10 protein-coding genes are annotated in these 13,928 nt (G+C 70.5%); 5 read left to right on the forward strand and 5 right to left on the reverse strand.

Features of this window, described 5'->3' with window-relative positions; translation table 11 throughout:
* The first annotated feature begins 4 nt into the window (after positions 1-4).
* From WME97_RS01935 to WME97_RS01945, 3 genes are all read left to right on the forward strand, one after another.
* Positions 5-190, forward strand: a complete 186-nt coding sequence (locus WME97_RS01935) for a hypothetical protein (protein WP_437549026.1) — start codon at positions 5-7, stop codon at positions 188-190.
* On the forward strand, positions 190-1,131 hold the full coding sequence (locus WME97_RS01940) for an alpha/beta fold hydrolase (protein ID WP_437549028.1): 942 nt from the start codon (positions 190-192) through the stop codon (positions 1,129-1,131). The genes WME97_RS01935 and WME97_RS01940 overlap by 1 nt, the downstream gene beginning before the upstream one ends.
* A gap of 577 nt (positions 1,132-1,708) precedes the next feature.
* The gene (locus WME97_RS01945) at positions 1,709-3,340 is read left to right on the forward strand and encodes a protein kinase domain-containing protein (RefSeq protein WP_437549030.1); all 1,632 of its coding nucleotides are present in this window, start codon (positions 1,709-1,711) and stop codon (positions 3,338-3,340) included.
* Positions 3,341-3,388: 48 nt separating this feature from the next.
* On the opposite strand, the gene WME97_RS01950 is transcribed toward WME97_RS01945, so the two are convergent.
* On the reverse strand, positions 3,389-3,967 hold the full coding sequence (locus WME97_RS01950; RefSeq protein ID WP_437549032.1) for a hypothetical protein: 579 nt from the start codon (positions 3,965-3,967) through the stop codon (positions 3,389-3,391).
* Between the two features lie 16 nt (positions 3,968-3,983).
* Entirely contained in the window at positions 3,984-7,379 is a 3,396-nt protein-coding gene (gene treS / locus WME97_RS01955) for a maltose alpha-D-glucosyltransferase (protein ID WP_437549033.1), read from the reverse strand.
* 445 nt (positions 7,380-7,824) lie between these two features.
* Here treS and WME97_RS01960 point away from each other — a divergent pair, with 445 nt between their 5' ends.
* A complete protein-coding gene (locus WME97_RS01960; protein ID WP_437549035.1) occupies positions 7,825-8,427 on the forward strand; it encodes a hypothetical protein in 603 nt (200 codons plus the stop codon).
* Between the two features lie 167 nt (positions 8,428-8,594).
* Positions 8,595-10,196 (forward strand): serine/threonine-protein kinase, encoded by a 1,602-nt coding sequence (locus WME97_RS01965; RefSeq protein WP_437549037.1) that lies wholly within the window; start codon positions 8,595-8,597, stop codon positions 10,194-10,196.
* A 24-nt stretch (positions 10,197-10,220) separates the two neighbouring features.
* Here WME97_RS01965 and gspC read toward each other — a convergent pair whose 3' ends face one another.
* The 3 genes from gspC to WME97_RS01980 form a co-directional block, all read right to left on the reverse strand.
* Positions 10,221-11,180, reverse strand: coding sequence for a type II secretion system protein GspC (gspC, locus tag WME97_RS01970; protein WP_437549039.1), 960 nt, complete (start codon positions 11,178-11,180; stop codon positions 10,221-10,223).
* 350 nt (positions 11,181-11,530) lie between these two features.
* Positions 11,531-13,324, reverse strand: coding sequence for a cytochrome b N-terminal domain-containing protein (locus WME97_RS01975; RefSeq protein WP_437549041.1), 1,794 nt, complete (start codon positions 13,322-13,324; stop codon positions 11,531-11,533).
* Positions 13,321-13,881, reverse strand: a complete 561-nt coding sequence (locus WME97_RS01980; protein WP_437549042.1) for a ubiquinol-cytochrome c reductase iron-sulfur subunit — start codon at positions 13,879-13,881, stop codon at positions 13,321-13,323. The genes WME97_RS01975 and WME97_RS01980 overlap by 4 nt, the downstream gene beginning before the upstream one ends.
* Between the last annotated feature and the right edge of the window lie 47 nt (positions 13,882-13,928).

Below are 13,928 nucleotides of genomic sequence, written 5' to 3' on the forward strand. Positions count from 1 at the left end.
ACTGGTGCGCGCAGCGCAGGAGATCGCTGGTCAAGCAGAGCGTCGAGAGCGCGAGCAGCGCAGCGACGCGGGCCAGGAGGCGAGGCCCGGCGACGGCGGCGTCAAGCCGCGTCCGGCGCCGAGGAATCCGAGCATCGCCGACCTCGAGCGCGCGGACAACGAGGGGATGCTGCCGCCGGGGGAGACGTGATGAGCGCACGCGCGATGAGCCTCGATGGGCTCGTCGATCGACTCGTGCCGGGCGCGCTCCGCCCCGCGGAGCGCGCGCCCCTCGCCCCTGCGCTCGAGGCGGAGGTGCGGCACGTCGACACGTGGAGCGCGGGGCGCCTCGCCTATTACGTGGACGCCCGCGCTGCGGGGCGCCCCGTGGTGCTCGTGCACGGGGTCGACGCGGCCGCGTCGTCCAGGGAGATGGCGCCCCTGTTCGATGCGCTCCGCGGCGAGCGGCCGGTCTACGCGCTCGATCTTCCCGGCTTCGGCCTCTCGGAGCGGGCGGACCGCGTGTACGATCGCGAGCTCTACCGCGCCGCGCTGCGCCGCTTCCTCACGGACGTGGTCCGCGCGCCGGGCGGCGCCGACGTCATCGCGCTCTCCCTCTCCTCGGAGTTCGCCGCCGCCGTCGCCTGCGAGGAGATGAGCATTGTTCACAGCCTCGTGCTCATCTCCCCGACGGGGCTCGGCCGTGAGCCTCCCGGCGCGAGCGCCCTCCTCCGGGCTGTCTCGCGCGTCCCGTACGCCGCCGAGGCGCTCTATCGCGTGCTGGCCGCGCCGCCCAGCATTCGCTGGTTCCTGAAGAAGAGCTTCGTCGGCGAGCCGGATACAGGCCTCGTCGACTATGCAATCCGCGCGTCGAAGGAGCCTTTTGCCCACCGGGCCCCCCTCGCGTTCATCGCCGGTGCCCTGTTCACGGACGACGCTCTCCAGCGCATCTATGCGCGTCTGCCCGTCGCCACGCTGATCCTCCACGACCGTGACCCGTATTCGCGCTTCGACCGCCTCGCCGAGCTCACGCAGCAGAACCCGCGCGTGGAGGCCGCCCGCGTCGCGCCGACGCTGGGTCTCCCGCACTTCGAGCAGCTCGACGCCACGCTCGATGTGGTGCGCAGGTTCTGGGCGCAGGACCCTTGGTAGCTCTCCTCCACAGAACGACCAGGACAGCCTGGTAGGGAGCTCCGCGCAGGGCGGACGTCGATTTCCTGCGGAGCCCCCCAGGCTCCGCAGGGAAGCCGAGGTCGTCCGGTCCGCTCAGGAGCCGTCGCCCTCGACGCCGATCATGTATGCGCCATTACTGATTGGCTCCTTCTCGTGCCAGCGGGCCTGTGCTCCGCCGGTCTCGTGCGACCCCGAGGGGGGTCTCAGGGATCGACCTGCGACACGCATCCAGTTCCACCGCTCCTGAAGCACCTGGTGTACAATGGAGCGGTGGCGGAACACCGGGTGTGCCGACAGGAGCACCCGGTGTGTGTGGTCACGTGCGTACCGGTTCGATCGGGGCCATTTCGTTAGGACCATGACATCTGCGGCGCGGGAGGGGTGTCCTTGCGCAGCAATCCGGCGATGGAGCGCTGCGCCAAGACATCACGATGGATGGTCAGGCGATGGAGCAACGCGGCACGCGTCTACAGGGGGCGCGGATTGTTTCCAGGCGTAAAAGTCTTTGCAAACTCCAGGTCAACGGGCTAATTAAGCTCTTATAGCGGGGGATGTCGTGAATTCAGGCGGCCAAACCATCTCTTCGACCCAGCAAGCGAGCAACAGCTTGCTTGGTCGATACCGCCTGATTGCAAAATTGGGTCGTGGTGGGATGGCCGATGTATTTCTGGCCGTCTCCCGGGGGCCCGGGTCGTTCAACAAGCTCGTTGTTGTGAAGTGTCTCCGCGTCGGGATGGCGGATGACCCGCGCTACGTCCTGATGTTCCTGGACGAGGCCAAGCTCTCGGCCCGGCTCAATCACCCCAACGTCGTTCAGACCTACGAGATCGGGGGCGAGAGCGGCGGGTACTTCATCGTGATGGAGTACCTCGAGGGCCAGCCGCTCAAGGACGTCGTGAGGGCGGTGGTGAGCGGCTGTCCTGGCGCCGCGAGCTTCACGCGGGGGGCGTGGGTCAGGACGATCGTCGAGGCGCTGCGCGGGTTGCACTACGCGCATGAGCTCGCGGACTTCGATGGCGGTCTGCTCGGCGTCGTACACCGCGACGTCTCGCCGCACAACATCTTCATCACGTACGACGGAGCTGTGAAGATCGTTGATTTCGGCGTCGCGAAGGCGGCCCTCAACGATGCGCACACCGAGAGCGGAACCTTCAAGGGCAAGATGGCCTACGCCGCGCCCGAGCAGGCGATGGCGAGCGCCGACGTCGATCGGCGGGCCGATCTCTTCGCCATCGGCATCGTGCTCTGGGAGCTCCTGGCGATGCGGCGGCTGTTCGATGGCGACCACGTCGCCGTGATGCACCAGCTGCTCACGCGGGACATCCCGCGGCTCTCCACCGTCGTGCCGGACATCGACCCGGCGCTCGATGAGATCGTGGCGAGGGCCCTCCAGCGGGATCCCGATCGACGGTTCGCCACCGCGCAGGAGATGGGCGACGCGCTGGAGAGTTACCTGCGGGGCTCGGGTGAGGACGTCCGCACGGAGCAGCTCGGCGCGCACGTGCTCGAGATGTTCGCGGAGAGCCGAGCGCTCGTGCGCCAGCAGGTCACCGCGCAGTTCGAGTACCTGAGCTCGCTGGATGTCGCGGGCGACATCCAGCGCGCCTCGATGGTCGGAGAGTTCCCCCGCGCCTCGATGGTCATGGGGATGAACCGCTCGATGTGGCCCTCCGCGACCGCGGCCGGTCTACCCCTCCTCAGCGATCAAAGCCACAGCTTCCCCGCCCACCATCATCACGAGCCCCCGGCCGTCGATCCCGGCAGCCTGGGCGCGACGGTGGGGCGCGCCTCGTCCTGGCGGCAGCGTGGGTATCTCGCCTCTGTGCTCGGGGTGGTCGCGCTGCTCGTCGCGGGGGCCTTCGTGATGTTCCGCGACCGCTCGGTGGAGCCCGTCGCGTCGGAGCAGCCTGCTGCGGTGTCCACGGCTGCGACGGCGCTCGAGCCGGGCCTGATGAAGGCCAAGGTCACGATCAAGAGCGAGCCCGCGGACGCGAACGTGAGCTGGAACGGGACCATGCTCGGCAAGACGCCCCTCAGCGTCGAGCTGCCTCAAGGGATGCAGGTCGTCGTTGTGTCCAGGGCCGGTTGGGTCGACGTGTCGATCTTCCTGCAGCTCTCCGCGTCGGACGTCGTCGAGCGCACCGTCGCGCTCCGGCGTCAGGACGTCAGCACGATACCCTCCAATTAGATCTCCCCGTCTCCCTGTGAATTCCCCCGGCAAATTCGAGGGGATACTTCAGGTGCCGGGCCGGAGGACGCGCATGGAGGAACCTGCCTTGGCGGCGAGGCGGCGGACTTCTCGACCGAGCCAGTCGAGGAAATCGAGGTTCCACGGAGGCCCGTCGGGCCAGCGCTCGCGTATGCGGTCGGCGAGCTCGAGATCCCAGCTCCCGTAGAGATCCACGAGCGCGTCATGCGCCTTGCGGCCGGCCAGCGCTTCAGGGGCCCCGCCAGGCTCGCCTCCGTGCGCGAAGGCGTCATCGCAAACATAGTAGTTGCACGTCGCCGCGCGCCGCTCGGGGGGGATGGTGCAGCCCTCATGACCGTGGAAAGCGCACCTCTTGGGGAGCGCTCCGCCATCGCTGCCCTGGGGCTCGACCCGCAGGATGAGCAGGCCGCGCTGGCCCGGGCGCAGGGTGCCCGCGGCCATCTGCTCGAGCAGCCAGCCAGCGCCGCCGAGCGAGACGATCCGCCCGATGTCCGACCACTCGACCCCCGGCGGGCTGGCGCAGCAGCCCGTCGGGCCCTGCGGGCACGAGCCGCACAACGTCGAGTGCAACCGCGTATGCATGCCCGCGAGCTCCAGCCGGATCATCGCGCCACCAGCGCTCCTATGCTCTGGGCGTGATCAGACGCTCCAGCCCGCGCAGCGGGATGTCCAGCCAGTCAGGCCGGTTGTTGAGCTCGTAGCCGACCTCGTAAATGCACTTCTCGAGCATGTAAAAGTCGATCAGGAGCACCGTGTCCGCGTCGCTCGCGGGCACGTACGGCGCCGTCTCGTCGGTCCGCGGCTCGGCGGCCGCCTGAGCGCGCGCGACCGTCTCCATGTATCCCGCGAGGTAACTCGCGGAGATCCACGCCACCCAGGCGTCGGTCCACGGCTTGAGGACGGCGACGTCCTCGGGCCGGAGGCGAGCGTCCCGGAGCGCCGAGGCGCCGGCGTAGTCGAACGAGCGCAGCATCCCGCCCACGTCCCGGAGCGGGCCGCGCTTGTAGCGGCGCTCGTTCAGCGGCCTCGCCGGCTCGCCCTCGAAATCGATCAGGATGAAGTCGTCGCCCGTCGAGAGCACCTGGCCGAGGTGGAAGTCGCCGTGCGTCCGGATGCGGGGGATGTCGAACTTCCTCGACACGATCTGCTGGAGCTTCGCGTTGATCTCGGCCTCGCGCGGCAGCATCGCCGACACCTGCTCCCGCACGTTCTCGGGGAGCGAGCGCTCGCGCTTCCTCAGCAGCGCGAAGGTGCGCGAGAGCATGCCGTGCGCCGACTGGAAGATCGACTGCTGGTGCAGCGTCGAGAACGACTGCTGCCCGAACGCGGGGTCCTTGCTCGACTTGCCGAGCGTGAGGTGGAGCTGCGCGGTGCGCTCGCCGAGCAGCCGCATCCTCACGAGCTCGGTCCCCATGAGCTGGTTCACGAGCGGCGGCGGCGTCGCGCGCGACGCGTCGACCAGCGTGCCGGCCGGCATCGGCGGCGCGCCCCCCTTCGCCGTCTCCTCGTCGGCGAGCACCCGCTCGAAGAAGCGGTTCAGCGCCTCGAGCGTGCTCGTCCACGCGTCGCTCTGGCTCTGCACGTACTCTTGGAGCATCGCCACCGTGGTCGCCTCGCGACCGCGGGCCTGGTACTCGATCGCCCCGGCGAGCCGCGCCGTGGAAGGGAACTGGTGCTCCGTCAGGTACCGGCCGATCTCGAGCTCCGGGTTGATGCCCTCCTCGACCTGCCGGAAGATCTTGAGGAGGAGCTTGTCGCCGTAGATGATGGTCGTGTTGCTCTGCTCGCTCTCGGAGATGCGCGCCGGGAGCTCTCCCTCGGCGCCGAGCGTCTCGAGCGTCGTCCCGAGCGGCAGCGCGTGGAGCTCGCCGAAGGAGCCCGTCGCGACCCCCTGCGCCCGGATCGCGGCGAGGACGAGCGCGGCGAACTCCGGGGTCGCCAGCGCGTCGTAGAGGACGCCCTCCGGCGCCGCCGCGCTCTCCGGCTCGGGATCGCGGATCGTGACGTCCGCGATCACCGCGTGGCGCGCGCGCGTCGCGAGCGTCCGCGCGTAGTCGCCCGTGGCGAAGCCGATCGGCACGACATACGTCTCCGGCGAGCCGTCCGTGTACTCGACGCGCGCGAGCAGGAGGTAGTGCTCCGCCGCGGTCTGCTCGCCGCGCAGGATCGGGATGACGTCCGCGAGGGTCGTGGCGCGCCGCGTGCGCGCCTTGCCGCGGAACCAGCGCCGCGCCGCGATGAACTTGCCGAGCGCCGGCTCGAGCACCTTGCGCCCCTCGGGGGAGAGGAGCGTCCGCCACGAGCCCTTCGTCGCGATCGCGGGCGCCGCCTCGGCGTCGCCCGCGGAGATCGCCGGCGTCGCCGGCTCGAGCGCGAACCAGAAGAAGTCGTGCGGACCGAGCGACAGGGAGTAACCGCGGCTCGTGATCTCCGGGAAGCGGCTCCTGCCGAACAGCTCGACAGGCACCATGCCCTCGAAGCGCGCGAGATCGAGCTCGACGTGCTGCGCGTACCGAGAGAGGTTCGCGACGATGAGCAGCCGCTCGTCCGCGTGCGCGCGGATGAACGCGAGCACCTTGCTGTTGTCCGGGTGCAAAAACTCGATCGTCCCGCGGCCGAGCACCTTGTTCTGCTTGCGCAGGGTGATGAGCCGCTTCATCCACCAGAGGAGCGAAGCCGGGTTCTGCTGCTGCGCCTCGACGTTGATCGCCTCGTAGTGGTACTCGGGGTCGATGATGATCGGCAGATAGAGCTTCTGCGGGTTCGCCCTGGAGAATCCGGCGTTCCGATCGGCGCTCCACTGCATCGGCGTGCGCACCCCGTCGCGATCGCCGAGATAGATGTTGTCGCCCATCCCGATCTCGTCGCCGTAGTAGAGGACGGGGGTCCCCGGCAGCGAGAAGAGCAGCGCGTTCATCAGCTCGATCCTGCGCCGCGTCTTCATGAGCGGGGCGAGCCGCCGGCGGATGCCCAGGTTGATCCGCGCCGTGTGCTCCTGCGCGTAGACGCGGTACATGTAGTCCCGGTCCTCGTCGGTCACCATCTCGAGCGTCAGCTCGTCGTGGTTCCGGAGGAACGTCGCCCACTGGCAGGTCTCGTGGACCACGGGCGTCTGCTTCAGGATGTTGACGATCGGGAAGCTGTCCTCGAGCTCGACCGCCATGAACATCCTGGGCATGAGCGGGAAGTGGAAGTTCATGTGGCACTCGTCGCCGCTCCCGAAGTACGCCGCGGCGTCGGCGGGCCACTGGTTGGCCTCCGCGAGGAGCATGCGATCGGCGAAATTCGCGTCGATGTGGCGCCGGAGCTTCCGCAAGAACTCGTGCGTCTCCGGCAGGTTCTCGCAGTTCGTCCCCTCGCGCTCGTAGAGGTACGGCACGGCGTCGAGCCGGAGCCCGTCGACGCCCATCTCCAGCCAGAAGTCGACCACCTTGAAGACGGCGGCGTGGACGTCCGGGTTCTCGAAGTTGAGATCGGGCTGGTGGGAGTAGAAGCGGTGCCAGTAATAGGCGTTGGCGACCGGATCCCAGGCCCAGTTCGATGTCTCGAAGTCCTTGAAGATGATCCGGGCGTCCTTGTAGCGGTGCGGCGTGTCGCTCCACACGTAGAAATCGCGCCAGCGCGAGCCCTTGGGCGAGGTCCGCGCCCGCTGGAACCACTCATGCTCGTTCGAGGTGTGGTTCAGGACGAGCTCGGTGATGACGCGGATGTCGCGGCGGTGCGCCTCGCGCAGGAGGCGGGCGAACTCGCGCCGGGTCCCGTAAGATGGGTTGATGTTGGCGTAGTCCGCGATGTCGTATCCGCCGTCGCGCAGCGGCGAGGGGTAGAAGGGCAGGAGCCAGATCGCGGTGACGCCGAGATCCTGGAGGTAATCGAGCTTGTCGACGAGCCCCTCGAAGTCGCCGATGCCGTCCGCGTTCGAGTCGCTGAACGCGCGGACATGGACCTCGTAGATGATAGCGTCCTTGTACCAGAGGGCGCTGCCTTCGGCGGGAGGGGGCTTTTGATCCTGGCTCATGGCTGCTCCGGCGATGCGCGTAGTCCGCGCGACGACGCCGGGCGCACAGGATACAGCGGCTCGGGCCCTGTGCGGCGTGAGCACGCCGCCCGGGCCAGAGGTGGCCAGGAGGCAAGGCACGCTGCGGAGTCCGCCACTGGGCGCGCACTGCCGTCCCCACGCAGATGACGCGGATCACGTGTATAGTTTAACTACTCGGGATTGCAAGACCACGCGTGCCCGACTTCGGTAGCACGCCACGCGCCGGGCGCAAAGCGGCGCGGTTGCGTTCGGCTTGCGTCCGGTTGCATACGGTTGCGCTCGTTTGCGCTCGGGTTGCACCCCGCGCGCTGTCGAGATCGCTGCTTCGTGAGCTCGGCCCACACGTCGAACCGCAGCCGGTGTAAGAAGCGCTGGCACTCGTTCTGCGATCGGGCGAGCTCATGCCCATCGAAGGAGCATTCTCATGATGCGTGTCTTCCACGTACTCCCGCTCTCCCTCGCCGCGCTCGGAGCGCTCGCGTGCTCGTCGACCCCCGAGCCGACGATCGACCCGAACAACCCGTGCCCTCCGGGCCAGTGGTGCGCCTCGGCCGTGCCGACCACGCCGGCGACGGCGGTGCTCACGCCCACCACCACCGCCGCGCCCGCGGGCTCCGCCGCCACGCCGATCCCGCCGGTCGCCGCGGTGGCCGCGACGCCGATCCTGCAGGGGATGGGCACGACGGAGGCCCCGGGGATGAAGCCGGACGGCGGGCCGTTCGCGGGGCAGTTCCAGGAGGGCCAGGCGCTCGAGCAGCAGATCAACATCTCGCCCGGCAAGTGCTACACGGTCGTCGGCATCGGCCTCGGGGTCCAGGAGCTCGACATCCAGCTCGTCTCGCAGCCCGCGCCCGCGCTGCCGCCCGTCGTGCTCGCGCAGGACAGCACCACCGGCGCCGCGGCGACGCTCGGCGGCAAGGCCTCCGGCTGCTGGAAGAACCCCCTGCCGATCGGCGGTCCGGGCAAGGTGATCCTCAAGGCGACGAAGGGCGCGGGGATCGCGGCCGCGCAGGTCTTCATCAAGTAACGCTCCCCCGCGCGGGCTGGCCGAGTCCGCCCGCACGCTAAGACGCGAAGACGCCAGGCCATGCGCGTGGCGAGAGGCGCGCGCCTCGCGCGCGACTCTTCTATTCCCGCCGCCTTCCTCCTCCCCTAGAGCAGACCGACGCGGCCGTGGGCCGCGCGCGCGACTCCATGAGCGAGACCGTCTTCCTCGGCCCCGACGCCAGCAAGACCTGCGCGAGGCCGCGCTGGGAGTGGCTGTCGCCGCGCCTCCCCCCGGACCTCGAGCAGGAGGCGACGAGGCGCGTCGCGTGGATGGCGCTCTGCACGATCGTGGCGGGCTCCCTCGGCTTCCTCGTGTCGGAGATCTTCCCGGGCCTCGAGCTCGGCCCGTACCCGATCCGCGTCGCGGTCTTCCTGCCGTTCATGCTGGTCTCGGCCGCGCTCTTCGTCATCGCGCGGAAGGGGCTCCTGTCGCCGCCGCGGATCGTCGATCTCTCGTTCGCCTACAAGATCCTGGGCGCCGCGCTGCTCTCGGTCATCTCCAACGCGCAGCCGTGGCCGGAGGGGCCGGTGTTGCCGGGATGGCCGCCGGTGGCCGTCTGGGTGCTCATGTTTCCCATCATCGTCCCCGCCCCGAGCGTGCGCACGCTGTTCACCTCGACGCTGGCGATCCTCACCGATCCGGCCTGCCTCTGGGTGCTCGTCCGCTCGGGCTTCATGGAGCCGCCCTCGTACGAGGCGATGCTCCGCCGCTTCTTCCCGAGCGTCATCGCGCTCGCGCTCTCCGTGCTCGTGTCGCGCGTCGTCTTCGGGCTCGGGCGCAAGCTCGACGCGGCGCGGGAGCTCGGCAGCTACCGGCTCGTCGAGCGGCTCGGCGGCGGCGGCATGGGCGAGGTGTGGCGGGCGAAGCACCGGATGCTCGCCCGCCCCGCGGCCGTGAAGCTGATCCGGCCCGAGGCGTTCCAGGGCGAGCCATCGAGCAACGGCAACGCGAAGGCGCGGTTCGAGCGTGAGGCGCAGGCGACCGCCGCGCTCCGATCGCCGCACACGATCGGGATCTTCGACTTCGGCGTCGCCCGCGACGGCTCGTTCTACTACGTGATGGAGCTGCTCGACGGCATGGACCTCGAGACCCTCGTCAAGCTGGACGGCCCGCAGCCTCCCGCGCGCGTGGTCCACCTGCTCCGGCAGGCCTGCCACTCGCTCCACGAGGCGCACAAGGCCTTCTTCGTGCACCGCGACATCAAGCCCGCCAACCTCTTCCTGTGCCGCTACGGCGCAGATCTCGACTTCTTGAAGGTGCTCGACTTCGGGCTGGTGGCCCAGCGCAGGAAAGACGCGGACCCCTCCAAGCTGACGGCGGACAACGCGATCACCGGCACGCCCGCGTTCATGGCGCCGGAGGTGGTGCTGGGCGACCGCCCGATCGACGGCCGGACCGACATCTACGCGCTCGGGTGCGTCGCCTACTGGCTGCTCACCGGCGCCCTCGTGTTCGACGCCGAGACGGCGATGAAGACGATGTTGCTCCACGCGACGGAGGTGCCCGTCGCGCCTTCGAAGCGCGCGGCGCGCGCGATCCCGCCCGCGCTCGACCGCCTCGTGCTCGACTGCCTCGAGAAGGATCCCGCGCGGCGACCGCAGTCGGCGCGCGAGCTGTCCGAGCGGCTCGCCGCGCTCCGCATGGACGCCGACTGGACCGAGCAGCACGCGGCGGCGTGGTGGGAGGCGGTCGCGCCGCCGTCGCTCTCGGGCCAGGCGGCCAGGGCGGCCGTCGACGCCTTCGGCTGAGCTCCGCGCGCCCGTCCCGGGTCCTCAGCGGATGTTGAAGTCGACCGTCATCAGCTGTCCGCCGCGCTCGATCGCGACGGACAGGCGGTTCGCGGTCCGGAGCCGCGCGTAGGCCTCCAGCGCCTTCTGGGGATCGGTGACGTCGAAGCCGTTGATCGACCTCAGGGTGTCTCCGCTCTCCAGCCCGAGCGTCTCCAGCAGCGAGCCTCGCCTGATCCTGAGCTTCAGCCCGACGACCTGGTCTCCTCGTCGCTCCGGGGTCACCCGGGCGGAGCGCATGAGGAGCGCCTGCTGCTCGAGGATCTGATCGACCGCCGCGCGGTCGACGTTGAACTCCGTGGCGCTCACCCGCCGGATGCGGGCGGCGATCTCCGGCGGGATCGAGTTCAGGTTGTTGTCGCTCCCGACCGGCCTCGCCTGAGGCCGGGGCTGCGGCGCGGGCGCCTCCTCGCGCGCGCTCTTCCCGAGCTTCCCGAGCTGCATCTGACAGCGGGCGCCCCCCGCGGTGATCCAGACGCGGTCCCACGCGATGCGCGTGAGCGTGCCTCCCGCCGCGTCGCCGCCGAGCCGGCGGAGCTGCGTCTGCCCGTCGGGGCCCTCGATGGCCGCGAACGACCACGCGGCGTCCTGCGACGCCGCGATGAGCACCACGCGTCCGGCGTCGCAGGTCGGATCGCTCCACGGATCGCCGTGCGCCGCGGGCGCGCGCTCCTCGGGAGCGCCGCCCGGGGGCGGGAGGAGCGGCCCCGTCGCCGAGTCGAACGGGTTGCGCCGGAGGATCACGTCAGCGCTCGTCGCGTGGAGGCCGTCGCGCAACGCGCGGTGGGACGCAGGGGGCGTGGAAGAGAGCCTCGTGGCTCTGTCCGGGATGATCGTCCTCCCGATCAAGTGAGACACCCCCGACGCCTGAAAGTAGGCGGCGGACGCGATCATCGTGCCCGCGATCCACAGGAAGTGGTGCTTCACAGCCGCATCCAGGTCCACGGGTCCTGCTCTTTCTGGGGCTCGATCGCTGCCCGCGCGCGGGGCGAGCGCCGCGCGCACGCCAGCGTGCGCGCGAGGCGAGCGCCGCGCGCACGCCGGCGTGGAGGCGACCGTGCACAATGTCGCCACCGACCCTCCCTCTCGGGACGCGCAGCACCGCGCGTGCCGGCCCGTCGCGCCGGAGCGCCCGCGCGAGCGCCTGTCAGAGCGCGCGCCTTGACCCGAACGGATCGGCGCGCGTCCACGAGCCGCGCGAGCGTCCACGAGCCGCGCGCGCCGCGGCGGCGCTCATCGAGAGGGGGATCGGGAGGAGGAGAGGGTGGGGCAGCGAGCGCCGGCGGGCGGCTCGCTCAGGGCTTCTTGTCGGGCGCCTTGGCGGCGACCGTCGTCCCGGGCTCACCGCGGCCGCGGCGGTACACCCAGGCGGCGAGGACCTTCCGGTCGTTCGCGGAGAGCTTCTCCTCGAACGCCGGCATGTGGCCTTCCAGGTCCTTCGCCATCGCGGCCGGCGGGTAGGCCTTGCCGCTGCCGGGGTTCGTGATCTGCGCCTCGATCCACGCGATCGAGGCCCAGCCGCGCAGCTCGGGGGCGGCCGACTCCTCGTCGTCGGTCTTGCCGTCGAGCCGGTGGCAGCTCGTGCACCGCTGCCGGACCATCTTCTCTCCGGGCGTCCCGGCGCCGGGCTCCCCGCGCGCCTGCCCCTCGAGGAACGCGGCGATCGTCTCCTGGTCGGCCGCGCTCATCGGCGTGAACACCTTCGCCGCCTCGGGATCCGCGGGCGGCTTCACCGCCGACGGCATCATCTCCTTGAATGCCGTCTTGCCGAAGAGGTGGTCGGCGTCGGGATCCCTCAGCACCTCGAGCGCCCAGGCCTTCGTCCCGAACCCGGTGAGGTCCGGCGCCGTCTGCTTGTCCTTGGGCGGGCCGAGATCGTTGAGCCGGTGGCAGCTCGCGCACTCCTTCTTGTAGAGGTCCTCGCCGCGCGTCTCCGGGTCGTTCCGTAGCATCGCGAGCGCTCCCTCGGGCGGGACGCCTTGCTTGAACAGCGCCACCGCGCGCGCGGTCCGCGCGGCGCTCTGCGCCTCGGAGCGCTGGAAGCCCTCGTCCTTCGCGTCCTTCACGAACGACATCCCCAGCAGGCCGACGGCCCCGAGGCCGATCAAGAACAGCGGCGCGAGCGCCGGCAGCCGCGCCCGGAGCGGGCCGGGCTTCCTGTCGATGAACGGCAGCAGGGCAAGGTACAGCCCGACCACCCCCGGCAGGCCGACGGTCGCGATGAGCTCGAGCGAGCCAGGGAAGTACTTGCGCAGCTCGAAGAGCGGGCGGAAGTACCAGGCGGGGCGGGCGTTGTAGTCGCTGACGGGATCCGCGGGCGCCTCGAGCGGGGCGCCGTGCTCCATGGCCGCGAGATCGAACACGACGACCAGCACGAGCGCCACGGCCAGCAGGATCAGGCCGAGCTGCTTCGGGTAGAACCGATCCGCCTTGCCGAGGTCGGCGCCGTGCGGCGTGCCGAAGCCGTGCCTGCGGAACTGCGCGAAGCTCGCGGCGAGCAGCACGGCCATGACCGCCGGCAGCACGAAGACGTGCAGGCTGTAGAGCCGCGTCAGCGTCAGGTGGCCCAGCGAGCTCCCGCCGATGACGAGCTGCTGCGTGAACGACCCGACCACCGGGACCGAGCCCATGATGCCCGTCTCGACGCGCGCGCCCCAGTAGCCGTCCTGGTCCCACGGGAGCGGGTTGCCCGTGAAGGTGAAGCCGAGGATCACGCCGAGCAGGCCGAGGGTCAAAAACCAGCCGATCTCCCGCGGCGCGCGGTACGCCCCGTGGAGCGCGATCCGCGCCACGTGGATCGCGACCAGGATGACGAGCGCCTGCGCTCCGAAGTAGTGGAGGCCTCGGATGAGCCACCCCGCGCGCAGGGTGAAATTGATGTGCGCGACGCTCGCCCACGCCGTGGTCGCGCTCGGGGCGTACGCCGACATGAGCAGCGCGCCCGTGACGACCTCGACGAGCAGCAGCAGCGCGAGCGCGCCTCCCCACACGTAACCGATGCGCGCGCCGCCGGGGATGGGCGCGTCGAGGAACCGGCGCAGCGGCTCGCGGTGCCCGATGCGCTCGTTCAGCCAGTCGCCGAGGCTCATCCTGCGATCTCCTGGAGCTCGGCGACCCCGTCACGGTAGCGCCGGAAGTCCACCTCGAGCCATCCATCGACGACCCGCGTCGCGAGCGGATCCATGGCGCGAGGGGACGGCCCCGTCTCAGGCGCACCCGACAGGCCGAAGCGCGACGCGTGGCACGGGCAGTTGAAGCTCTTCTTGTCGTCGTTGAGCTCGATCCCGCAGCCGAGGTGGGGGCACGTGGCGCTCATCGCGCGGATCTTCTCGCCCTCCCGGATGACCCAGATCGCGCCGAGCATCTGGTCCTTCGCGACCGTGAAGGCGTCGCGCTCCTCGCCGATCACCTTGAGCCGCCGCGGCTCGCCCGGCGGGAGGTCCGCGAGGCGCCCGACCCGGACCCAGCGCTCGCGCCCGCCAGCGGCGCCGGCGCTGCCTGCGGCCGGAGCCGCGATGAAGCTCGCCGCCGGTACGGCGATCGCGCCGGCGCAGGCCAGACCGCCGATCGCCACGAGCGCCTTCAGGGCGCCACGCCGCTCCTCGGGGGCCGGGACCGCGGACGGCGCGCCGGCGCTCGCGGGCACCCCGTGAGGCCCAGGTTCGTGCGGCAATCCATGTCCGAGGTACCCAC

It is taken from the genome of Sorangium sp. So ce367 (genome assembly GCF_051520455.1).
In the GTDB taxonomy this organism is placed as follows: domain Bacteria; phylum Myxococcota_A; class Polyangia; order Polyangiales; family Polyangiaceae; genus Sorangium; species Sorangium cellulosum_B.